This is a genomic window from Pustulibacterium marinum, assembly GCF_900116665.1.
Lineage (GTDB): Bacteria > Bacteroidota > Bacteroidia > Flavobacteriales > Flavobacteriaceae > Pustulibacterium > Pustulibacterium marinum.
This window is the reverse complement of sequence record NZ_FPBK01000004.1, coordinates 126,552-151,327: the sequence shown is the minus strand read 5'-3', so window position 1 is coordinate 151,327 and position 24,776 is coordinate 126,552. Positions and strand designations below refer to the sequence as shown.

The following is a 24,776-nucleotide window of genomic DNA, read 5'->3' as shown; positions in this document are numbered from 1 at the left end:
TATTTTTCTTATTTATGCTAATTGTAATTCTTGTACTTTTTCTTCTTGTATCTTCTTATCCCATCTTGGTGCAAGAAATATAAATGCCATTCCCATGTACATTAAAATTCCTGTGGGAAATTGACCAAAAACGCCATTTCCGTAAGAAGCTGCCATAATTCCTGCCATTCCGCAGGTTAATGCGCTTATTTGTCCTTTGAGCCAGGGATCTTTAATTCTAAACATTACGTTATACGCGCCTGTTATCAAAACAAAAAATAGGACAAACAGGTGTAGGTATAAACCAACGATTCCCATATCGGCCCAAATAGCTACATACCAACTATCTGTAGCCGTGTTTGCTAAAAATGTATGTGGAGTAAAGCGTTGCCCCCAGTTTCCTGTAGAGCCAATTCCTCCACCAAATGGTCTGGAAGCTAAATACCCAGATAATTTTCTTTGATTAGCCAAACGAACTTGTAAGCTAGCATCGTTAGGATCAAAAGCAGTACGCATTCTTCTTATTTGCGCGTTGTTATTTAGCAAAGTTGTATGTGCAAAAAATACATATACACCAATTCCCATAATTGCTCCAAGAATCAATACTGGAATATTTTTTCTAATAATTAAGAACATAATTCCGCCCATAGCTGGCACGGCGATAGCGCCTCGCGTTCCAGAGATCATCATTCCATAAATACCTGCAATAGATACTATGATGAAGAAAATCTTAAGTTTTATGTTCTTTTTTACTGCCATTGCTAAAACTCCAAATACTACGCCTGCATGTCCTTGTGATGCTCCAAATTGTCCTGCATCAGAATAAAAACTGAATATGCGAAGCTTTCCAAATAAAATGTGTGTTACGTGTCCACCATTATCTAACCATCGCTGCTCAAATGGGTCTACTCCAAAGAACAGTTGTTGCATACCTTTCATTGTTCCTAATAAAGACAGTATGCCCCAGATCATAATAAAGATTTTTAAATCTTTAGGTCTATTGAATAAGATGAAAATCAGCGGAATCATCATCCATTGGTAGAGTGCTATTCCTCGCATTGCGTAAAACCAAGCTGCTCTACTTACGACTTCGGGATTTGCAACTTCTAGAAATGCGTATCCCATCCAAATAGTCGCTAACAACGTAATTTGGGATTTTGCATTATCCCAAGGGATTTTCTTCTTAAACGCCTTAAAGAAAAGACTTAAATACATAAGAAATAGGAGACCATCGATGAATAGACCCCATGTGGCGGTCAAATAACGTGAGAGCCCGATTACAAAAAAGCTAAAAATGAGTATGGTGATCAATCCTATTCTCGGATTGATAATGAGCGCAGTAAGATAAGCGAAACCTATTGGCATAATGATCATCATGATTCCTATAACAATTCCTTTCGAAACTGTTAGCAGGCTGAAACATACCGCAATGCTTATTAGAATAGCAACGGGTATTGGTTTCTTCAAAAGATCTGGCCCATATGTTTTTTCAAACGGATTCATCTAGGAAAAAAGGAATTGATGTTTTTGAAAAAATGAATACTTTCTGGTATGATATATCTGGAATGTATTTGCAATTCGCGCTTTAGGTATATAAAGCTCAAACCAATTCCTATTAAAGTGAAAACTACAGTTCCTACAGCCACTAAAATCAATGACTCAAAGTAAAATACCGCAATGCAATTCATAACTATATTTGCTATAGTCATTATGATTACTTTGATCATATTTAGTTGTGGTTTATTGGCGCTATCTAGCATTACTCCCGCAAAACGATCCACCGGAAGTAGAATCGTGTATGCCGTGAAAATTCTAAAAACTATGACCAATTCATCTATATACGCCGCATAGCTTTCACCACCCAAAAACAAGATGAGGTCTTTTGCTAAAAGAAAACAAACTAGGGCTATTGGTAGAAATATAATGGTGATGGCACCCGAGTATGCGTAGAATGTTTTTCGAGCTCCGTTTATATCGTTATTCAACATTTTTTTCGACATTTTTGGATAGGCCGTCATGGTTAAGCTACGCAATGGAATTCCTAAAACGTCTGTTAATTTTAATGGAATTGCATACATAGCAATTGCAGCAGAACCCATGATAGGACTTAAGCCGATGATAAAAGTATCTGCACTTTTAAGAAGGCTGCTACCCACTAATGTTCCCATGGAATATTTTCCGAAGTTAATGAGCTCTTTTACAGTTGCTTTATCTTGATATTTTAAAAATCTAAGTCCGTCCCATTTTTTTAGAATTACCCAAGCGCTTGCAATGAAATTGGTAGTTAAAAAAGCAGCTATTATGTAGTTGGAACCAAGATTGAAAAATAAATAATTCAGTAACAGAAACAATGAAAACAACCCTATGTTGGAAAGTTTCACTAGCATCATTCTTAAAAAGTTTTGTTCAGCTTGGAAAAGAGTACAAGCGTTGTTCCAGCTTAAATTAAGCAAAGCTAAAACTGGATACCATTTTAAAAATAACATATATCCTGAAGAGAGATCGTTCACAAAATAACTCAAAACGAAAAATAGGAGATAGCAAACTACTGTTATAATCAACCACAATATAAGATTGATTTTATAGCTAGAACCTAGCAGCACTTTTACTCTATCTTTTGAAGCACCCGATAAAAGCCTTACCGTAGAAGTACTCGTCATTCCAAATCGTAATAGATCTACAAATGAAGCAAGCGTAATAAAAAGAATCCATTCGCCGAAGAAAGTTTTGTCTAACTGTCTGGCAAGTAACATAAATGATAACAAGCCCAAAGCCGCAACGGAAACGTTGGCAATGAGTGAAGCAAAGTTCTTTTCTTTTATAATATGTAAAAGTTTAGCTATCATTATAAGACAGTAGATTTACTAAAAAAACGCATTTGTACTAGTTTTTTCATCCATTTTCTAAAACGAGATCTCTCTCTTGGAATTTCACCCAAAACCGTTTCCATTTCCAACACTTTTACTCCATTTAAGATAATAGTGGGTTCTGGGCCTGTAGTCGCATCATTAAATAGTGATAGCGCATTGGCATCTGCCTCAGACCAAGATCTATTTGCTCTAACAACTAAAAATGAATGATCTATGCTGGCAGCCAATTTTACAGGAAATGGATTTTTTATAATACTAGGCAGTTCTAGAATGACAAAATCAAAAACCTCATAGTTTTCAATCATTCCTTTTGGAACAAATTCTTGATAATTTCCAATTGTATATAAATGATCATCAATTGGATAAATAATTTGTGTATAGTTTTCAGGATTTGTTGAAATATCTAAACTTTCTTCATCAGAAGTTATGTGAAGGATACGATAGTTTAACTCACATAATTTTGAAATCAATTGTTTAGAAATAAATGTTTTTCCTTCATTTTCCTGAGTAGAAAAAAGCATGTTTACCAATGGTTTTTTGGCATTTTGTTTCTTAAACTGATTTAATATGATATTTCTTGATATAGCCACCACCGCTTTGTTTTGCAGATATTCAAAATCTACTTTTTGCATTTTACTGCTTATAACGGGGAATATGGAGCTCACTTTTAAAGCTATTTTGGCTTCTGCTCGTTCTGAAGTATTGATATTTCCATCTAATAAAGTGAGTGTAAGAATGGTAAATGTTACCAAAATAAAGCCCATTAAACCGGCTACAATAACAAAAATTATACGTTTGCTTGGGTTTGGCTCAATTGGGAAAAATGGAATTTCCGTTATTTTTATATTTGTTTGAAGTTCAGCATTTTGTTGTTTTAGTTTTGCTAAACCAAGATCATGTAAAAGGCTCAAGTATTCTTGTTCAGCAATATTTATTTTACGTTCCAAACGCTTCATAGTTGCACCAAGAGGAGCATATCTTGCATAAATTCTATCAAATTCTTCGCGTTTAGCATCTAATACTTTTAATTCTGCACTAGCGCTTTCATACTCCATGGTATTTTCTAACCATTCCTGTAGCACGCTGGTAGATCCTACACCATCTGTTGTATGGTCAATAGTAAAAACAGTATCAATGGTTACTTCAAGAGCGTTTTCTAAACCGTTAATTTTCTTTCGTAGTTGATTGATTTTTAATTGATTTTTTTCACGCTTCACTGAATCCAAAGTAGTTTCGTTGGTAAGCATGGCAATATCAAAATTCAAAGTGCTTAAAGAATCTCTTATTCTTAGCACGTTTGCACTATTCAATCTTCTTCTGTCATAGGTGCTTAATTTATCTTCAAGAGTAGATAATACAGCTTTGGATCCATATTGTCTTTGCTGAACTTTTTGGTATTGCGTTTCAAAGATTTCTTTACGAGCGGCAATTTGTTTGGTTTGCTCGTAGTAGTTCATCAATTTGTTGTCTCTATTGAAGACTAAAAGTTCATCTTCAGATTTTTTGAGTCTTTTAGTACTTTTGGCTAATTCTCCAAGGAAATAATTCACCACTTCATCTGATTGATTCACCTTCATCTGTTGATTGAGTTTGATGAATGTATTGGTTAAAATGAGTAGTGTATTTTGGCAAATTCCAGGATCTTCAGATTGGTAACCTATATCTACAAAATCACTTGAGGAAACACGTCTTAATGTTATTTTTGCTAAAATTTTTTCGGTACTATAATCGGGATGATTTAGATTTAATAATTCATATATAAAGTTGTGAGGTCCTTGGTCTTTATATGTTAAAAAATTACTGTAAGTAGCATCAAAATCGCCAGGTACAACAAGATCTTTTACTTCTTGCGGAACGATTTCTCTTAAGTCTTTTAGTTTTTGTACACCAATAATACGTTCTTCAGGTTTTTCGGTCAGCATATGCTGTGTGAATAACTTTAATGAAACTTCTTCTAGTGTTGTTCTGGACCGGATTAGGTTGAGTAAGTTTTCATAAGCAATATTGGTTTTGCTAATTTCCAAACGAGTGTTTTCCAATTCAATACTAGAACCAGAGGCAAAGCCCGTGTATACGCGAGCTTTGGAATCGTAAACTTTTGGTAAGTTTTTGGTAAGGAAAAATACAAGTGTAGCCAATAGAATGGGAACTCCTATTAGCAAAGCAATATGACGCATTAAAATGCGTATGAAAAATAGCAAGTTGAATTTCATCATTTAATTTCCAGTTTAGTCCCAATAGTATTTTCGAGATACATGAACGCAAGTAGAAAGTTGGCTCTTTCGCGTTCAAATTCTTTAAAAGATTGGTTCATTTGCTGTTGAAGGCGAGTATATTCCGATAAAGAAATAAGTCCGTTCTCATAATCTGTTTTAGCACGAAGTGACTGTATTTTGTAGGTGTCTACAATAGTCCCGGCTATGAACATAAGACGGTGCGCCTTCAGTAGGTCGTTATAGTTTAATATTAGTTCACGTTCAATTTCTCTAACCGTAGCGGCTCTTCTATATTTGGCGCGCTCTTCTAAAGCTTTTTCAGCTCGGATATTTTTTTTCCTATTGAAAAATGCCGAAATAGGTATTTTCATGGAAACACCAACAGTATATCTGGAGGTTTCTGTATTTATCAAACTTTGATCAACCAAAGTTAAATCTCCCGATGAGGTTTCATCACTTAGGTAATTGAACATTCCATAGTTGTAAACAGCATCACCATAGATGTAATCCATCCATTTGGTACGGGCCAAACTTACGTTTGCGGCAGCATACTCTACATCCATTTCGTAGTATTTAAGCAATGGAGAATTTTGTTCAGCCAGTACTTTTAAACTATCAATTGTTGGAATTCTAACACTAAAATCCGTCACTTCTAAACTTTTTTCAATGAAGTGTTCCGGATCTACATCTTCCGAATCATCGGTTATTTGTTCTTGTCCAAATACGCAATTAGCTGTAAAAGAAATAAGAACTATACAAATTAGTTTTACAAATTTCAATGAGATATAATTCATACATTTTCTTTTTGAAACACAGCTCTGAAAGTCCTCATGATAATCCACATATCTTTCCAGAAAGCATATTTGCCATTGGCGTATTCTACATATTTGTTATCTAGTTCTTTACGTTCTTGAGGAGACATTTTTGAAGTTCTACCACGTGCTTCTACTTGCCATAAACCTGTGATTCCTGCAGGGCCATTAAATCGTTGAGTCCACTCGTCTGTGGTTAATAATTCTGCTTCATAAACGGGCAGTGGTCGATTTCCAACAATAGACATATCTCCTTTTATTACATTGATCAATTGTGGAAGTTCGTCAATGCTTAATTTTCTGATGATGTGGCCAACTTTTGTAATCCTAGGATCGTTATCAAATTTAATAAAAGCACTGGCAGTTTCTTCCATTTTTGATTGGTTGTACAGTGTTTCACTAATTGTTTCTTCGTCACTGATAAGTAGCACATCGTTCTCTTTATCGTGTGTAAGTTTTAGGTCTGTTGTATTGTCGTTTTCAGTAGTATTTGTATCATCTGTACCTGCATATTGATTCAAATGAAGAAACTCTTTCATTCTTTGATCAGCATCAGGATACATGGATCTTAATTTATAAAAATCAAAAATTTTAAAGCCAGAACCCACTCTTTTAGAAATATAATATACTTTGCCTTTTGACTCTAATCTAATAGCCAATGCAGTTAATAATAAAAGGGGAGTAGCAAAAACAAGTGCAATGCTTGCGACTACAATATCAAAAGAGCGTTTGAAGAAACGAGGTTTATAAACCGATTTATTGTTTTCATTTGCAGCAATATTTTCTGCTTTTTTTAAATCTTTCAAAAAGTGAGCTCTATCAATAATTCTATCAACATTGGTTGGTTTGGTATAGCAATCATCTATTCCTTCAACGTGTGCTTGTTTTTGAATTTCTAAACTAGATTCTGATAATAACAAGATAAAAGAAGTCGTTTTTATATCATTCTTGTTTTTAACAATATTGATATAAAAAGATAAACCATTTTGACCCGGTAAAGTATTTTCGCATATGATGGTGTCAAATTGATTGTTTTCAATGGCTGAAGAAGCTTCATATCCACTTTTACAGCAAATAAGATCCAGAGTATGGTCTATATTTTTAAAAGCACGTACTATTTCTTCATCGTTACCAATGTACAGTATCTTAAGTGAGTTGGGGTTGCTAGCAATCATAGTTTACGTTTTTTAAACGTTGTTTTTTTGAAGTAAATTTTCTATTCGAATAAGCAATTCTTCTGGATTAAAAGGTTTTACCATATAGTCTGAAGCTCCTGCTTTTAAACATGAAATTCTATCTTTACTGCTATTTTTACAGCTTAATACGATGATGGGAATTTCGGCAAAAAAACCACTTTGTTTTACTTTATTAATAAATTCAAATCCATCCATTTTTGGCATTTGAAGATCTGTTATAATCACATCGGGTAGGTTAGAATCTTGTAACCATTGCAATGCATCATATCCGTTCAATTTTGTTGTTACATCAAAATTGGTTCCTAGAAACTGGGCTACCAAGCCACTAAGTGTTTCTTTGTCATCGATTACCAGAATTTTTTTCATAATGTAGATTTAATTAAAAGAGTTAATAGCTAATGAATTTGGGGTAGGGGTTAAATTGGGTTGTAATATTTTTTTGGTTTCTAAAGAGAATCGTTCTCTTCCATTTTTATTCAAATGTGAATTGTCACCAAAAAACTTGTCTTCGTAATATAGTAGTCCGTTATCTTTAAAAATAACCTCAGGATACTCGGTTTGTAATGTACCGTACATAGCAAGCACGCCTGTTCTATACTTATCCTTAAGTGCCAAATATGAACTTTTGTTCATAGGTAACGATACATAAATTACCGTAATATGGTTTTCCTTTGCTAGCTTAAATGTTTCCTTTAAACTGCTTAAGATAATGTTTTTAGGTGAGAAACTGGTTCTTTTTGCTTCTACATTTAGTTCATGAGAAAATTCTTTTTTACCAAAGTCGTAAGAACCCTTTCTAGCCTTGATTTCATCATATATTTTGTAGTTGCTGTATCCTCTTAATAACAATGATTTACTAAGTTCTGCTCTTAGTGTCATTGGAGATTTGTAATGAGTAAAAAATGCTTTCCAAAGGTAATCACTCTCAGAACTCTCTTTGTAATACCTAGATCCATCGTATTCCCAGAAGATTTCATTTTTTGTATTAAGTTTTGTGAAAATCTCTTCTACTTCATTCAAATTATAGAAGTTATATTTTACTTGACGATCCCAAAACATTTCAGATTGTTCAAAGTGAATTGGCGCATAGGATATAAGTAGTGTATCTATTTTTTTTCCTTCTTGTAATGATTTTTTTAACTGATAAAAACCTTCCATTGGAGTTCCTCCTCCTAAAGCTAAGTTATAATAAGAATCGCCAAGAATATGAGGATCGATGCCTGCAATAGCTCTACTATCACCAATTATTAAATTATTAAAACTATTTTTTTGAGCAATGATTTCCATTTTGTGTTTCCACATAGGATATTCACCATTAAAATAGTGATATGGAAGTAGCAAGCACACAACATATATGATAGCGCCCCATATAATAGCGAAGATGGATATTTGTTTTAAGAATTTAAGTATCAGTGCTTTCATAATTAGTTAGAATTGGAAATAAATAAATTCTTGTTCGTTACCAGAAAAAATGAAAATAAATGTCCAGATAAGAGTATAGAAAGACCATCTTAAAATGCGTCTATTTCCAGTTTTTATTTGAATGCCTTCTATAGCATATTCGTTTTCACGTCCAAGCCATTCTATAGTTAAAAAGAATGCAATAAAAGTGAGTGATAAAACTGCTAGGAGTAAGTTATAATTATCCAGATTTGGAAGCGCAAAAAGACCACCTTTAAAAATGCTAATAATGTAATTAATTGCGTGTGTGACATTTTCAGCTCTAAAAAATATCCAAGCTAAAACCGTGAGTCCAAAAGTGGTAATTACAGCAATAAATTCCCTAAAGCTTGGAAATAGTTTTCCTTTTGCAATAATATCTATATGATTTCTATTCTTGTTGGAAAGTAATAACGGAAGAAAATAGATAGCATTAAGCCCTCCCCAAACAATAAAAGTCCAATTGGCACCATGCCAAAAACCACTCACCAAGAAAATAATAAAAGTATTGCGCAATTTCATGGTCAAGCCACCGCGACTACCGCCTAGAGGTATGTACAAATAGTCACGAAACCAAGTACTAAGTGATATATGCCATCTTCTCCAAAATTCTGCAATATCTCTTGAGAAATACGGATAAGCAAAATTTCGTTTAAGATCAAAACCAAAAAGCCTCGAAGTTCCAATAGCTATATCTGAATATCCTGAAAAGTCACCATAAATTTGAAAAGTAAAGAATATGGCTCCTAAAACTAGGGTACTTCCATTATAAGTTTCATAGTTGTTAAAAATAAGATTGGCCAAACGAGCACAATTATCTGCAATTACAATTTTTTTGAAAAGCCCCCAAAGAATTTGTCGCATTCCATCAATGGCTTTCGAATAACTAAACCTTCTAGTTTTTGAAAATTGTGGAAGTAAATTGGTGGCTCTTTCAATTGGACCAGCTACTAATTGTGGAAAAAAGCTTACGAACGAAGCAAAAGCAATGAAGTTAGTTTCAGGAGTCAACTTTCGCTTATAAACGTCTATTGTATAACTTAAAGTTTGGAATGTGTAGAAACTAATACCTACTGGTAAAATAATATTTAGAGAACTTGTAGAAATTTCTTTTCCGAAGAAAGTAAAGGCCGCCACAAAATTGTCTAAAAAGAAGTTGTAATATTTGAAGAAACCCAAAAAACCTAGATTAACAACAATACTAGACCATAAAAGAACTTTTCTAATACTTTGTCTTTCTTCTTTTAAAAGCGCTCTACCTATTGAATAATCTAAAATAGTACTAAACACTATTAACGATAGAAATCTATAATCCCACCAACCATAAAACACATAGCTTGCCGCTAGCAATAAGGCATTTTGTAGTTTCAAACTTTTATTCAACACAAACCAATACAGCAAAAAAACTGTAGGAAGAAAAATGGTAAATTCTATTGAATTAAATAACATTTAGTAAGATTTTTAAGATTTGAGACTTCTATTAAATGTTTACTTCATGATCAGTTTTCATAATCCTATGAAAACCATTGTTATATCCTGCTTAATTTCTAACGGTAAAACTATATTATATAATAGGTGTACATTTTTATTTCCCGTTTAACGGCATCTTTCTATCGATGAATGGAAAGTTGCTAACGACGTTCAATTTTTAAATTGAAAAATATTCTTTCCGAAGTTAAGAAAAAAATACAAATTATATTCTTACATAATCATTAAGAATGTTAGCTTAGGAAACACCTTCAATCAAAAAGCTTTTAATCCGATTCGAGAATTTTTTTTAACATAAATCACTTTCGATGTTAAATATTCATTAAACATTATCTTGGTGTTTGTCGAAATTTAGACATAATGAGTAATTTTGTTTAAAGAAATTACTTATGTTTTAATGAAAGATCAATCAGTAAGGGAGCATATACTCGAAACATCTAAAAAAGTTTTTCAACAATTGGGATATGAAAAAGTAACTATGGATGACGTAGCAAAAGCTTCAGGCAAGGGTAGAAGTACACTTTATTATTACTTTAAAAACAAAGGAGATGTGTTTGAAGCTGTAGTAAGCGATGAGTACTATAAGATGATTTCAAAAGCGAAGGCTGCTGTCAATAAATCAAATTCTATTAATGAGAATTTATTACACTATACTGAAGTAAAACTTAAAATCCTTATTGAGTTGGCAACTACCTATGACAGGATTTTAATTGATATTAAAAAAAACGAAGCAATTCTTAGTAAAATCCATTTGAACGTAAGGAACGAAGACATTGTTTTGATAGAAGAGTGCTTACTCTGGGCCATTGAAAAAGAAGAAATAACACCTGTTTCTACCTCAGATATCGAATTTTTAGCACTAGCCATTGTAACAGCAACCAGCAGCATAGAAAGAGAAATCTTTTTATACGAAACCATTAAAAACGATATGCTCAAACGTCTTCAATGGATTACACAATTAATAATCAAAGGACTTCAACATTAAAATAATAAACAAGCTATGCAAAAGTTTTCAAAATCATTTTTAATACTCTTTTTGTTAGTAGGAATACTGAGTTGCAAAGAAGAAAAAACAACCGTTGTGCCACAGCCAATTTCCGTGAAAACAACAACAGTAAGCAACTTTTCGAATGCTGAGAATGGGATGAAATATTCAGGAACCATTAGTGCTGAAAAATTAGTAAATCTTACGTTTCAAGTTGCGGGTACTGTAGAAACACTTCCTGTGAACATGGGAGATTTTGTGACTCAAAATTCATTGATAGGTACTGTAGATGTTACGGCTTATGAGAGTCAATATCAAGCCAGAGCAGCACAGGCTAAATTAGCAAAGGAGAATTATGAAAGAATTCGTGAAGTATATGAAAAAGGAAGTATTGCCGAGATAAGAATGATCGAAGCAAAGTCTAATTATGAGCAAGCTACTGCAGCAGCAAATGCCGTTTACCAAAATGTAAAACATGCCAGATTAACAGCGCCTTTTAGTGGTTATGTTGGTAACAAAATGTTAGAGGTTGGCGATGTTGCAAGTCCCGGTCGTCCAGTAATTCAGTTAATGAATATTGATGTAGTGAAAGCTGTAATACCTATTCCTAGTGAAGAAATCAATCATTATAGAGTAGGTGATAGTGCAAATGTTACGATCGATGCTTTAGAGAATGAAATGTTTCAAGGTGTTGTAAAAGAGGTAGCAGTGGCTTCTAACAGAATGAATCCGGTTTATAATGTTCAAATTTCTATTGAAAATCCAGAGCGAACTATAAAACCAGGAATGGCGTGTACCATTCAGTTACAAGTTTTAAATGAAGAGACAACAAAGCCTTCTATGATTACAGTTCCGTTAGAAACAGTTTCTGTGAATGAGGACGGAACAAATTATGTGTATATCTATAACACTGAAAAAAATATAGCCCAAAGAAAAAAAGTAACGCTAGGTAAATTGTTCAATAACCGAATTGAAATAGTCAACGGAGTTTCTAATAAAGATAAAATCATTACTTCTGGATATCATAAATTGACAGATGGAACTCCAGTAATTTTAGCTCAATAATCAACAACACTATACATAAGTAATAATATGAAAAAACAACCTACGCTTATAGAATGGGCCATGAAATACCATGCGTTTCCACTTGCGTTGGCTTTTGTCTTCGTGGCGGTTGGTATTTTTGGTTTGTTCAACATGCCTAGAAATGAGTTTCCAGAATTTACCATTCATCAAGGATTGGTTGTTGGTATTTATCCCGGAGCTACTTCAGAAGAAGTTGAAGCACAATTAACTTCTAAAGTTGAAAAATATTTATTTAGTTATAACGAAGTTGATAAAGCCAAAACATACTCGTATTCTAAAGACGGAATGATGTATGTATACGTTGAAGTGGCTAATCGAATTAATTATAACGAAACTCAACAATTTTGGAACAAACTAAAAACAGGACTGTTTGTTTTTCAGCAACAAAATTTGCCAGAAGGAGTTCGCGGTGTTATTGTAAATAGTGATTTTGGAAGCACAGCGGCCATGATTTTAGCCGTAGAATCTAAAACCCGACCTTATAAAGATCTGGAACGTCATGTAGAAGACATCGAAGATAATTTGAGACAGATCGATCAAATGGCAAAAATTAGTCATGATGGTGGTTTAACTGAGCAAATAGCCGTGTGTGTAGATCAAAACAAGCTAGCACAATATGCCATTAGTCCGGGAGTTTTAATGCAAAGTTTACAAAAGCAAGGCGTTTTGTATCCTACCGGAACCCTAGAAGGGCAACAGTTTGATCAACCAATTCATGTAAATACTTTTCTTAAGAATGAATCGGATATAGCAGATCAGGTTGTTAGAACAACTCCAGAAGGCAATACCATCCGGATCAAAGACATTGCAACGGTTAAGAAAGAATATGATACTCCAGATTCTTTCATCACTTCTAACGGAACCAAAGCAATGATCATTACTTTAGAAATGGCTCCGGGAAACAATATTGTGCAGTTCGGAAAAGAGATCGATGAGCATTTAGATCAACTTCGAGAAGCGCTTCCAAGTGATATCAACATTAGTAAAATAGCAGATCAGCCCGAAGTGGTGCACCATTCCATTTCACACTTCATGAAAGAGTTTGGATATGCATTATTTGGGGTGATTATCGTAGCCATGTTTTTGTTACCATTTCGTGTTGCTTCAGTAGCAGCGGCTACTATTCCAATAACCATTGCTTCTACCTTAGCCATTATGTACATGTTAGGTATGGAATTGAATACCGTAACGCTCGCAGCTTTAATAGTGGTGTTGGGTATTGTAGTAGATGACCCTATTGTAGTGATAGATAATCATGTTGAAAAATTAGATGAAGGAGAGTCTGTTTGGAAAGCAGCTTTGCACAGCGCTCAAGAGTTATTTCCATCGGTATTCACAGCAACTTTAGCTATTTCGGCCACATTTTTACCTCTTGTTTTCTTTATGACAGGAGTAGCCAGAGACTTCTTGAGTACATTTCCGTACACTATTATGATAGCGCTCTTTTTGTCTTTAACCATTTCGGTGTTGTTAGTTCCATTTTTCAATACCATTTTCATTAAAAGAGGATTGAAAAAAGATGAAGAAAAGAAAAAGAAAAAATCGTTGTTAGACAGGTTACAAGACTTTTTTGATAGATCGGTTGAAAAAGCTGTAAAACATTATAGACTAACGGGTATTTTAGGAATAGCAGCAATTGCTGGCGGAGTGTTCTTGTTTTCATTATTAAGTCAGGAATTATTTCCTATTATCGAAAGAGATCAATTTGCGGTAGAAATTTATTTATCGAAAGGCAGTAATCTCGTTGAAACCACCAAAGTAGTAGATGGTTTTGAAGAAGTATTGGCAAAGGATGAAAGAGTTGCTCACTACACCAGTTTTATTGGCACTAGTTCTCCACGTTTTCATATGGTGTATGCTCCCAATCTTCCACAGAAAAATTATGCTCAAATCTTAGTAACAACAATTTCTGATGATGCTACAGAAGAGGTGTTGCGTGAATACGATGAAAAGTATTCCGAAATGTATCCTAATGCATACATTAGAATGAAACAATTGAACATGGTGGCGAAGCCTGCTCAAATTGAAGTTCGATTGTTTGGAGACGATATTTCTGAATTAAAAAAATACGGAAATCAGATCATTGATTTAGCCCGAAGCACACCAAAAACTATTTGGTCTCGAACCAATTTTGGGGAAATGCAATCTACTATCGGAGTAAAAATAAAGCAAAATGAAGCAGGACGATTAGGTTTAACCAAAGAAGATATTTCCAATACCGTAGTTATGCATGAAGAAGGGCTTACAGCAACTCAGGTATGGGATGAGGATTATGCAATCAATGTAAAAATAAAATCAGAACAAAGCAGCAATCAAACTGTGGCAGATCTTAAAGCTTTGGAAGTAATAGTGCCTAAAGATGGTAGTACAGTTCCTTTACGCCAAGTAGCGGAGGTGATTCCAAATTGGCATCAGGAACAGATTGTTCGCCGAAACGGAAAACGCTGCTTAACTGTTAGAGTAGATATCGAAAAAGGTGCAGTTGCTAATGAAATTCTTGACATTTTAAAGCCTAAAGTTGCCAGTTTAAACATGCCAAATACCATAGAAGTAGGGTATGGTGGTGAGTTTGAAATGCAGCAAGAAAACTTGTTACCTATGGGAATTTCATTATTGATGAGTGTGCTCATTATTTTCTTGATCTTAGTATGGCATTTCAAATCGTTTAAACATGCGTTTCTAAGTTTTATGACAATGCCTTTGAGCTTGTTTGGAGCCGCTTTAGGATTGTTGTTAATGCAATATCCGTTTGGGTTCACCTCGTTTTTAGGGTTGTTAGCACTGTGTGGAATCGTAGTAAGAAATGGAATTATTCTGATCGATTTTGCAGATGAAATTAGAATTTCTCATGGATATTCAGTGAAAGAAGCTGCGATTCATGCAGCACAAAGAAGAATGCGTCCTATTTTCTTAACATCGTCAGCCGCTGCAGTAGGCGTTATTCCTATGATAGCTAGTAGATCTACTTTATGGGGACCATTAGGAACTGTGATTGCTTTTGGATTAATGGTTTCTATGGTTTTAACGCTTTTTGTATTGCCTGTTTTGTATTGGTTGTTTTTCAAAAAGGCAGACGAAGAAAATTCAGAATCAACATATGTTCAAACTTCAAAAGAGTAGTTTATGTTTAGTTTAAAATGTAAAAATCGAAAATATTGTTTCAGCCTGTTATTGGTACTGAGCATTTGTTTTTCGGCTTGGTCTCAGGAGCAAAAACTTAGTTTAGAAGATGCTCGCAAAGCTGCGTTAGCATATAGTCATGATATTAAGAACGGAAATCTTCGTTTACAACAAGCAGAAGCTTCTAAAAAAGCTGCACTTTCTAACTATTTTCCAACTGTTCAGGCATTAGGAACTGCTATGTATAACTTTAATAATTTTATCAGTGCAATTCCTATTTTATTACCGGAAGATATAGATAAAGTCTATTTAGCCACGGCAGTAGCTACTGAAGTAGTTTATGCCGGCGGAAAAGTGAGAACAGGTAATAAATTGACCGATATTCAAGTATATGTAAATACAATACGAGCAGATCAGTCGATAGATTCAGTGCTATTGAATACCGAACAAAAATATTGGCAGTTAGTGCAACTTCAGGAGCAACAAAAAGTGGTTTCTGTTAGTAAAGCTTATTTAGATGAACTGTTGCAACAACAAGAAGATTTACTGGCAGCAGGTTTGATAGCTAAAAATCAATTGTTACAAGTGAAAGTAAAGCGAAGCGAGTTATTGCTGCAAAAAAGCAAGTTGAGTAATATGCGAAAATTAGCCTTGTTAGATTTAGCTTTGTATACAGGAATTCCTTTCGACACTTTATTGATCGCCAGTGATACAATTCATCATGTTGCTGCACCAGAATTAAAATACCAGCAGCCTAATTTAAATTTAGAAAATAATAGTAATTATCAGTTACTTCAAAAATCGGTTGAAGCTTCAAAACTGCAAACCAAAATGGCAAAATCTGATTTATACCCTCAGATAGCAATAGGTTTTTCCGCCACAAAATTAGGCACATTTCACCAAGATTTGAGCACGGACATTCAGCCAATAGCTTTTGGAACCGTAAGTATTCCAATATCTAATTGGTGGGGAAGTACTAAACAGGAAATCAAACAGCGAGAACTGCAAGAATCTATTGCCGAGAACAATTTGAAAAATGTAGAAGATCGCTTAAAAGTGGGTATAATGCAAAGCTGGTACAATTTAGAAGATGCTTTTAAACAAATTGAATATGCACAGGAAAATGTAGCTTTTGCAGAAGAAAATTTAAAAGTGCAACGCGATAATTATAACAGCGGACTTAATAATCTTACAGATCTTCTTGATGCTCAACGAACCAAGCAAGAGGCTGCTACTGCTCTTGTAACTGCTTATGCGAATTTTGAAATTATGGAAATGACATATCTTTTCAGAACAGATCAGTTAGAACAGTAAAATGCTATATAACTTAAAACGGCTTTCTATATAGAAAGCCGTTTTAAGTTATTGTTCGGTGATCATTTCTGGGTCTGGAGTATACATAATCAGGTATTTTTCCAAAGAATAATTAATAATTTCACAGGGATCTTTTTTGAATGAACTTTTAAAATCACTGCGATTATCTTTCAAAGCTTCTTCTTCAATATCCTTCAGCGCAAAACTATGTTCGCATTTTTTTTGATCGTTACTCAAAAATTGTTTGAATTTAATACGTTTCAAAGTCACTTTATATCCCGAAGGTTTTATTTCTATCACGGCAAAAGCTTGCAAATCACTATCTGTAATATAGTCTCTGGTAAAAAAAGCAGAACTTCCAAATCCTTTATAATCTAAGTTTAAATCGGTAATAGTTCCGGTTATCAAAGAATCATTTACGGTAATATTATCCAAAATTCCGGAGGTTATAAAGTGATGAATTATTTCTTCCTTACTGTAAGGAACTTCATATTCATTTTCCCAAAAAAATAGATCATGTTTGTACACAAAATGATGAAACGAAAAATCTTGTGCTTGTAAAAAACAAGTCATAAAGAAGAACAATACCAGTACAATTTTTTTCATAGTTCGATAGTTTAGTTCAAGTTGAGTTTTTTTTGATAGTCTTTTGGGGAGACCTTTATTTTATTTGATATATTAACGTCACTTTTAAAATGCTATTTCGTGAAAACACAAAAAATCAGGTTCATAACATTGCTATTAGCTGCGTTTATTTCTTGTAAAGAATCTCCTAAAAAGGAAAATGTTGTATCAAAAGATATGCCAATTGAGAAAGGTGAAAATCCAATTTCAAACCATTGGTATGCAGACCCAGAAGGAATTGTTTTTGGTAATGAATATTGGATTTACCCTACATATTCAGCCAAGTTTGATGAGCAAGTTTATTTTGATGCATTCTCCTCTAAAGATTTAGTTCATTGGACAAAACATGAACGAATCTTAGATACATCTAAAGTTGCGTGGGCGATCAGAGCCATGTGGGCACCGGCTGTGATAAAAAATAAAGATCAATATTTCTTTTTCTTTGGAGCGAATGATATTCAAAGAGAAGGAAGCGTTTTTTGGGATGAAAATGATACTAAAAATCATTCAGGAGGTATTGGAATTGCTGTGGCAGACAATCCCGGAGGACCGTTTAAAGATTATTTAGGAAAACCGTTAATTGGTGAGTTTTACAATGATGCACAGCCAATAGATCAATTTGTATATCAAGATGATGACGGACAATTTTATATATTCTATGGAGGCTGGGGACATTGTAACATAGGCAAATTGAGTTCAGATTTTACATCGATTATTCCTTGGGAAGATGGGCAAAAGTTTCATGAAATTACGCCAGAGAGTTATGTGGAAGGTCCTTTTTTGTTCAAAAGAAATAACACGTATTATTTTATGTGGTCTGAAGGAAATTGGGGAGACGATAGTTATAAAGTTGCTTATGCAATGGCTGATGAGATTACTGGACCATTTAAAAAAGTTGGAACCATTTTAGAATCAGATAAAGAAATTGCAACAGGAGCGGGGCATAACTCGGTAATTCACAAACCAAATTCCGAAGATTATTATATGGTTTATCACCGCAGGCCTATTCCTAATAAAGATAGAGACCATCGAGTAACTTGTATAGATCGATTATATTTCAACGAAGATGGAACTATAAAACCAGTAAAAATGACTTTTGAAGGCGTGGAAAGTAATCCAATTCCATAAAACAAAAAATCCCCGAGAATTCGGGGATTTTTTGTTTTCTTAAAACGGTAAAAACTATTTGCCTAGAACTTCTTTCGCATTTTCAATACTACTTTTCATGTTGGTTTCTAAATTTTCAACGTTCTTTTTTTGTATTTTCATTTTTTCAATCGCGTCTTCAATTTCTGCAGCTGTTTTTCCTTCGAGTCGATCTTTTGAATAAGGGAATTCTTCATTAAAATCGTTCATCCATTTCATCATTTGCATGTGCGCATTTTTCAATTCCGCATCTGCTTTTTCATATGCTGCCACTTGGGTAGAATCAGCCGGAGTTTTTAATGATTTTCTAAGGTCATTCATGGTTCCCATTTCGGCCATTAAGGCATCGTGTACTTCCATGGTTTGGTCTAATAATTGTTTGAATTCTGCTTTCTTCGGATTTTCTTTTTCCTCACAAGAAGTAAACAAAAGTCCAAACGCAGCAATCAAAAGAAATACTATTTTTTTCATTTCTAAAATTTAAATATTTGTCTTTAACAAAGGTAAACTTTCTATTTTTCTAGTACTAGTTTTTCTTCAGTTCTTAAATAATTTAAATATCTTGCTATAAAGGAATTGTTCGGGTATGAAGCTTTTTAGAATATTATATACGATCACCATTTTTTGCTTTTTGTGGTGTTTCATTTCTTGTGATACAAATGACGATGAAAAGAAAATTAAAATCGGATTTTCACAGGCAATGACTACAGATGATTGGCGCTTGCAGATGAACTATACCATGAAAGTGGAGGCTTCCTTACATCCGGAAGTGGATCTTGAAATTTTGGATGCTGAAAACGATGTAGATAAACAAATAAATGATATTGAAACATTTATAAAAAAAGGTATAGATGTTTTGATTGTTTCGCCTATAGCATCTAAACCTTTAACAGCTGTTGTGAAAAAGGCTAAGGAACATGGCATTCCAGTAATTGCAATCGATCGTAAAACAGAAGGTGAGTTTTTTGATGCGTATGTGGGTGCAGATAATATTACCGTAGGACGAGAAGCAGCGGCTTATGCAGGAACACATCAAACTGGTACCGGAAAAATAATAGAGTTAACAGGGTTAAAGTCTTCATCTCCGGCTCAAGAACGTAGTTTGGGTTTTTTACAAGGATTGACAAAATATCCAAAGTTACAATTAGTGAAATCTATAGAAGGTGATTGGGAAAAAGAGTCTATAACAGAGAGCTTTAAAAATTATTTAAAGAATCATGATGATATAGAATTTGTTTTTGCCCATAACGATAGAATGGCTTACGGCGCTTGGCAAGAAGCAAGAAAACTTGGAGTAGAAGACAAACTGAAATTTATTGGCGTAGATGGATTAAACACTCCAGATGGTGGGGTTGCACTGGTTCAAAAAGGAGTTTTACAAGCTTCTATATTGTACCCAACAGGAGGGAACGATGCTTTGCAACTCGCACTAGATTTGGTGAATGAAATTCCTGTGGAAAATCATAAAATGTTAAACACCATTGTGGTGAATAACATCAATGCGAATATCCTGAAACACCAAATGGATCGGGTTGATCAACAACAAGGAATTATCGAAACTCAGCAATCATTTCTCAAAGAACAACAAGAAAAATATACATCGCTGAACATGTTGTTAAAAATCTTGTTGGCGCTGTTGATTGTAATTTTTGGTTTGGCAGTCTACAGTATTTATTCCGGTATTTCCATCGCTAGAAAGCGAAAAGAATTGGAGAATACGAATAAAACAGTGATTGCTCAGCGAGACGAAATCAAAAAAATAGCCAATGAGTTAAGAGAAACCCATGAAGCACGATTAAATTTTTTTACCGGAATTTCTCATGAATTCAAAACGCCTTTAACGTTGATCATGAGTTATACAGAAAGTTTATTACATCAATTAGAAAACAATAAGAAACTTGAGAATAACGAGTTAAAACTAATCTATAATAATTCGAATCGTTTAAAAAGATTGATAGATCAATTATTAGATTTTAGAAAAATTGAAGATCAACGATTTGCGATTAAAGTAAGGGAAGTAAATATTTATGATTTTCTGAAAGGAGTAATAGCATATTTTAAACCAGAAGCGGCTCGAAGAAATATCAATATCGATTTTAAAAGTAGAAAAAAACATGTTCCGCTTTTTATAGATACTGAGTTGATGGACAAAGTTTTTTTCAATTTACTTTCAAACGGATTAAAATTTACGCCCAATAATGGAACTATAAAAATTAGAATTATTGAAAATGAAAATAATACTGTAGAAATTACGGTGAGTGATTCCGGGATAGGAATTCCAAATGAAGAAATACAACACATTTTTGAGCCATTCTATCAGGCTTCCAACAACTCTAGACCGAGTTCGGGTATTGGCTTGTATGTCGCAAAGCAGTTTGTAGAACTACACAGTGGAACTATTACGGCTACTTCTTCCAAAGGAACAATTTTTAGTATTTTTCTGAAGCAAGGAACGGATCATTTTTCCGAAGATGATGTACAAGCATCAGGAGATCTTGATAAAGAAACAGTTTTTAATCCTTTATTGCCAGTTGAAATAAATACCGTTTCGTCGAAGGAAAATGATGCTCTAGAAAATTCCATTTTAATCATAGAGGATAATCCTGAACTTATTCAATTTTTAAGAGGAAAATTGCAAAATAGCTTTCAAATATTTACTTCTGACGGAAGTGATGCTACGGATATAGCAACTACCCAAATTCCGGATATGATCATTTGTGATATCAATTTAGTAGAGAAAGATGGTTTTACCATTAGCAAAACTTTAAAATCAGACCTCAGGACTTCACATATTCCTATCGTCATGCTTACAGCGCTATCAGATGAATATAGTAGAATCAAAGGCTTAGAGAGTGGTGTGGATTTATATATAACCAAGCCATTTAGTTTTGATGTGTTATTGCAATCTATTCAAAATGTTTTATACAATAGAGAAAGATTGCGTTTTCACTATACAAATTCTATAGATGAAATAACTCCGGAAAAATTCCATCAACCTGAACAGAATTTCTTGTTGAAACTGAATGAAATTATTGAAACGGAAATGACCGATGCTCAGTTTACAGTTGAAAAATTGGCAGATAAAATGAACATTTCGCGAGTTCAATTATACCGAAAAGTAAAAGCCATTTTAGGAGTAAGTGTAAGTGAACACATAAACGAAGTAAGACTACAGAAAGCAAAACTGTTATTACAAGATGGTAAATTGTCAATTTCTGAAATTGCATATTCAGTTGGTTTTTCATCACCAAATTACTTTTCCACCCTGTTTAAGAATAAATTTAAAATTTCACCTTCTGATTATAAGAGTAATTAAACTAGAAATAATGTTACATATTTTAAAACAATGTAACATAATAAAACTATTTCGTTGTAGATCTATTAATTTGAATTGTTGTAACTAGCTAATCTTAAGTGTCTTTGTTTGTTTGAGATGCCTGTGATGAAAACTCCAATATAAATTGTATCATGGCTGTATGAAAACGTTATCGGTAACATATATTTTAGTCTTGTTATAAAATTTATGTAGATGAACAAGTTTATAATTTGGTCTATAACGGCAGCTTTAGCAGGATTTCTTTTTGGTTTTGATACCGTTGTTATATCTGGTGCAGATGAACAACTGCAAAATCTTTGGAATACATCTGATGGTTTTCATGGAAGTGTAGTTATGGCAAGTGCGTTATGGGGAACGGTTTTAGGAGCCATTTTTGGAGGAATCCCAACCAATAAATGGGGAAGAAGAAATACTTTAATGGTGATTGGTGTATTCTATTTTGTTTCGGCTTTGGGTTCTGCTTTGGCTTTTGATCCATATACTTTTGCGGTTTTACGCTTCATAGGTGGTTTAGGAGTTGGAGCTTCTACAATCGCGGCGCCTGCATACATTTCAGAAATTAGTTCGGCAGAAAATAGAGGTAGATTGGTAGCCTTGTATCAATTCAATATTGTATTTGGTATTTTGATAGCATATGTTTCCAATTTACTCCTTAAGGATTTTGGTAATGAACCTTGGCGTTGGATGATAGGAGTAGAGGCTATTCCAGCAATTATTTATTTCGGCTTTACATTTAGCTTACCAAAAAGTCCAAGATGGTTGATTGCTAACAATAAATTGGAAGAAGCAAAACAAGTTCTTCAAAAAATTAATCCGGAAGCAGATGTCAATACTGAAATTTCTTCAATGAAAGATTCAGACGAGGCAGAGCAGCCAAATGAAACTATTTTTATCAAGAAATATCGTTTTCCCCTGATATTAGCATTTCTCATAGCATTTTTTAATCAGTTTTCTGGGATCAATGCATTCCTTTATTATGCACCAAGAATTTTTGAAATTGCCGGTTTGGGTGAGGATACAAAATTCTTGGCCAGTATTGGAGTTGGAGTGGTGAATCTCATTTTTACATTGATTGGAGTAAATTTGATTGATAAAGCGGGTAGAAAACAATTATTGATCATAGGATCAATAGGCTACATAATTTCTTTAAGTTTGGTTTCAATAGCTTTTTTCAATGAATGGCAAAATATGTGGGTTCCTATCTTCTTTTTCCTGTTTATAGCATCGCACGCAATTGGTCAAGGAGCTATTATTTGGGTATTTATCTCAGAAATATTTCCCAATCATTTGCGCGCCTCAGGACAAGCATTCGGGTGTTCCACACATTGGGTGCTGGCTGCGGTGATTCCATCAATGGTTCCGTTTTTGTTCTCAACAATTGGAGCGGCATGGGTTTTTGCAATTTTCGCCTTTATGATGGTTTTACAGTTGATCTTCGCCATTTTCATGATGCCCGAAACCAAAGGAAAATCATTGGAAGAATTAAGTAAGGAGCTTACTTTTAAAGGGAATGAAACAATTAATATAGATGAACAAACAATTTCATAATGATAAATAGTAAAAAATATTTAGGCGTATTGATGATGCTTTTACTCGCAATGATTAGCTGTGAAACATCCAAAAAAGTAGAAGAAAATTCTAAAGAAGAAGTGGCCATGGAAACCAATAAGGATGCCATGTACAGACCTAATTTTCACTTTACTCCAAAGGCACATTGGATGAATGATCCAAATGGTCTTTTCTATTTGAACGGAACATATCATCTATTTTTTCAATACTATCCAGAAGGAAATGTTTGGGGACCAATGCATTGGGGACATGCTACCAGTAAAGATATGGTAACCTGGGAAGAGCAACCTATTGCACTTTTCCCAGATGAAAAAGGCTATATATTTTCCGGTAGTGCTGTAGTTGATATCAACAATACCTCAGGATTTGCTAAAAATGGTGAAACACCGGTAGTAGCTATGTTTACATATCATGATGCTATAAAAGAAAAAGAAGGAGCCGTAGATTATCAAAGTCAGGCGTTGGCATACAGTTTAGATGAAGGAAAAACATGGACCAAATACAAGAATAACCCTGTAATTAAAAATCCTGGAATTAAAGATTTTAGAGACCCTAAAATGTTTCGGGACGAGATCCATAATCAATGGGTTATGGTCTTAGCAGTATTAGACAGAACGTATATATATACATCCTCCAACTTAATAGATTGGTCAAAACAATCAGAATTTGGATTAGGAATCGGGAAACACGATGGTGTATGGGAGTGTCCCGATTTCTTTCCAATGCAGGTTGAAGGAAGTAATGACATAAAGTGGGTATTAATTCAAAGTTTAAATCCGGGAGGATATAATGGTGGATCTGGAACTCCTTATTTTATTGGAGATTTTGATGGTAAAACCTTCACGCCAATTGAACAAATGAAAAATTTACCAGAAGATCACACCTATTGGATTGATTACGGAAAAGACAATTATGCCGGAGTTACCTGGAGTAATATTCCAGATGAAGATGGAAGAAAATTATTTATCGGTTGGATGTCCAACTGGTTGTACGCACAAGAAGTTCCTACTGAAACTTGGCGAAACGCAATGACAGTAGCTCGTAGTCTTCATTTGAAAAAGACAGAAGATACCTATCGAATTTTCTCTAAACCAGTAAAAGAATTAGATGATTACAAGGATACCAAAATAGAAAAATCCTCAGTAGTTGTTGATAAAAACGTAAGCATCGTAGATACAACGGATGCTAGTTTAGAAAAGGCTGTGATTAAATTTAAAATACCAGATTTTGAAGAAAAAGATGTAGCGTTTTCCTTTAGCAATACGGTGGGAGATTCCATTATTTTTGGATACAAAGCAAAGACTCATCGGTTTTATATAGATAGATCTAAAGCAGGGAAAATAGATTTCAATAAAGATTTTGGAAATCATGTTTCTACAGGTCCAAGAACATCTAAAGAAACCTATTTAGCCGTAACTATAGTTTTGGACAAAACATCCATGGAAATTTTCTACGATCATGGTGAAACCGTTATGACAGAGATATTCTTTTTCAATAAACCTGTGAGTAATTTCAATGCTTTGAAAACAAATTCTAGTTATTCTGTAGAAGATATAACCATAAATCCACTTAGTTTTAATAAAAATTAGAAACT

The 24,776-nt window shown here is 33.9% G+C and carries 18 protein-coding genes; 8 read left to right on the top strand and 10 right to left on the bottom strand.

The window, feature by feature from the left end:
• Positions 1-12: 12 nt before the first annotated feature.
• From BM383_RS07995 to BM383_RS07960, 8 genes are read right to left on the bottom strand one after another with little or no spacing between them, the layout of a single operon-like run.
• Entirely contained in the window at positions 13-1,482 is a 1,470-nt protein-coding gene (locus BM383_RS07995) for an O-antigen ligase family protein (RefSeq protein ID WP_093024601.1), read from the bottom strand.
• Positions 1,479-2,825: an oligosaccharide flippase family protein gene (locus tag BM383_RS07990; protein WP_093024600.1), complete on the bottom strand. Its 1,347-nt coding sequence runs from the start codon at positions 2,823-2,825 to the stop codon at positions 1,479-1,481. Before BM383_RS07990 ends, BM383_RS07995 begins: the two co-directional genes overlap by 4 nt.
• A complete protein-coding gene (locus BM383_RS07985) occupies positions 2,825-5,065 on the bottom strand; it encodes a GumC family protein (protein WP_093024599.1) in 2,241 nt (746 codons plus the stop codon). Before BM383_RS07985 ends, BM383_RS07990 begins: the two co-directional genes overlap by 1 nt.
• Positions 5,062-5,859: a TolC family protein gene (locus BM383_RS07980; protein WP_093024598.1), complete on the bottom strand. Its 798-nt coding sequence runs from the start codon at positions 5,857-5,859 to the stop codon at positions 5,062-5,064. The genes BM383_RS07985 and BM383_RS07980 overlap by 4 nt, the downstream gene beginning before the upstream one ends.
• Positions 5,856-7,052 carry a sugar transferase gene (locus BM383_RS07975; protein ID WP_093024597.1) on the bottom strand — a complete coding sequence of 399 codons (1,197 nt, stop codon included), beginning with the start codon at positions 7,050-7,052 and terminating at the stop codon, positions 5,856-5,858. Before BM383_RS07975 ends, BM383_RS07980 begins: the two co-directional genes overlap by 4 nt.
• A 12-nt stretch (positions 7,053-7,064) precedes the next feature.
• On the bottom strand, positions 7,065-7,439 hold the full coding sequence (locus tag BM383_RS07970) for a response regulator transcription factor (RefSeq protein ID WP_093024596.1): 375 nt from the start codon (positions 7,437-7,439) through the stop codon (positions 7,065-7,067).
• Positions 7,440-7,448: 9 nt separating this feature from the next.
• The gene (locus BM383_RS07965; protein WP_143106370.1) at positions 7,449-8,495 is read right to left on the bottom strand and encodes a hypothetical protein; all 1,047 of its coding nucleotides are present in this window, start codon (positions 8,493-8,495) and stop codon (positions 7,449-7,451) included.
• A gap of 6 nt (positions 8,496-8,501) precedes the next feature.
• Positions 8,502-9,962, bottom strand: coding sequence for an MBOAT family O-acyltransferase (locus BM383_RS07960; protein ID WP_093024594.1), 1,461 nt, complete (start codon positions 9,960-9,962; stop codon positions 8,502-8,504).
• A 436-nt stretch (positions 9,963-10,398) separates the two neighbouring features.
• Between BM383_RS07960 and BM383_RS07955 the strand changes: the two genes are divergently transcribed.
• The 4 genes from BM383_RS07955 to BM383_RS07940 are packed head-to-tail and all read left to right on the top strand — an operon-like array spanning position 10,399 to position 16,506.
• Positions 10,399-10,986, top strand: coding sequence for a TetR/AcrR family transcriptional regulator (locus BM383_RS07955; protein WP_093024593.1), 588 nt, complete (start codon positions 10,399-10,401; stop codon positions 10,984-10,986).
• A gap of 15 nt (positions 10,987-11,001) precedes the next feature.
• Entirely contained in the window at positions 11,002-12,051 is a 1,050-nt protein-coding gene (locus BM383_RS07950; protein ID WP_093024592.1) for an efflux RND transporter periplasmic adaptor subunit, read from the top strand.
• Positions 12,052-12,078: 27 nt separating this feature from the next.
• Complete coding sequence (locus BM383_RS07945) at positions 12,079-15,192, top strand: efflux RND transporter permease subunit (RefSeq protein WP_093024591.1); 3,114 nt, start codon at positions 12,079-12,081, stop codon at positions 15,190-15,192.
• 3 nt (positions 15,193-15,195) lie between these two features.
• Positions 15,196-16,506 (top strand): TolC family protein, encoded by a 1,311-nt coding sequence (locus tag BM383_RS07940; RefSeq protein ID WP_093024590.1) that lies wholly within the window; start codon positions 15,196-15,198, stop codon positions 16,504-16,506.
• Positions 16,507-16,554: 48 nt separating this feature from the next.
• On the opposite strand, the gene BM383_RS07935 is transcribed toward BM383_RS07940, so the two are convergent.
• The gene (locus BM383_RS07935; protein ID WP_143106369.1) at positions 16,555-17,112 is read right to left on the bottom strand and encodes a hypothetical protein; all 558 of its coding nucleotides are present in this window, start codon (positions 17,110-17,112) and stop codon (positions 16,555-16,557) included.
• Between the two features lie 99 nt (positions 17,113-17,211).
• Here BM383_RS07935 and BM383_RS07930 point away from each other — a divergent pair, with 99 nt between their 5' ends.
• Positions 17,212-18,258 (top strand): glycoside hydrolase family 43 protein, encoded by a 1,047-nt coding sequence (locus tag BM383_RS07930; protein ID WP_245766551.1) that lies wholly within the window; start codon positions 17,212-17,214, stop codon positions 18,256-18,258.
• A gap of 54 nt (positions 18,259-18,312) precedes the next feature.
• On the opposite strand, the gene BM383_RS07925 is transcribed toward BM383_RS07930, so the two are convergent.
• Positions 18,313-18,747 carry a hypothetical protein gene (locus tag BM383_RS07925; RefSeq protein WP_093024588.1) on the bottom strand — a complete coding sequence of 145 codons (435 nt, stop codon included), beginning with the start codon at positions 18,745-18,747 and terminating at the stop codon, positions 18,313-18,315.
• 115 nt (positions 18,748-18,862) lie between these two features.
• Between BM383_RS07925 and BM383_RS07920 the strand changes: the two genes are divergently transcribed.
• The 3 genes from BM383_RS07920 to BM383_RS07910 all read left to right on the top strand — a co-directional run bounded on the left by BM383_RS07920 (position 18,863) and on the right by BM383_RS07910 (position 24,771).
• Positions 18,863-21,592 (top strand): substrate-binding domain-containing protein, encoded by a 2,730-nt coding sequence (locus BM383_RS07920; protein ID WP_093024587.1) that lies wholly within the window; start codon positions 18,863-18,865, stop codon positions 21,590-21,592.
• Positions 21,593-21,805: 213 nt separating this feature from the next.
• Entirely contained in the window at positions 21,806-23,161 is a 1,356-nt protein-coding gene (locus BM383_RS07915; protein ID WP_093024586.1) for a sugar porter family MFS transporter, read from the top strand.
• The gene (locus BM383_RS07910; protein WP_093024585.1) at positions 23,161-24,771 is read left to right on the top strand and encodes a glycoside hydrolase family 32 protein; all 1,611 of its coding nucleotides are present in this window, start codon (positions 23,161-23,163) and stop codon (positions 24,769-24,771) included. Before BM383_RS07915 ends, BM383_RS07910 begins: the two co-directional genes overlap by 1 nt.
• Positions 24,772-24,776: the final 5 nt, after the last annotated feature.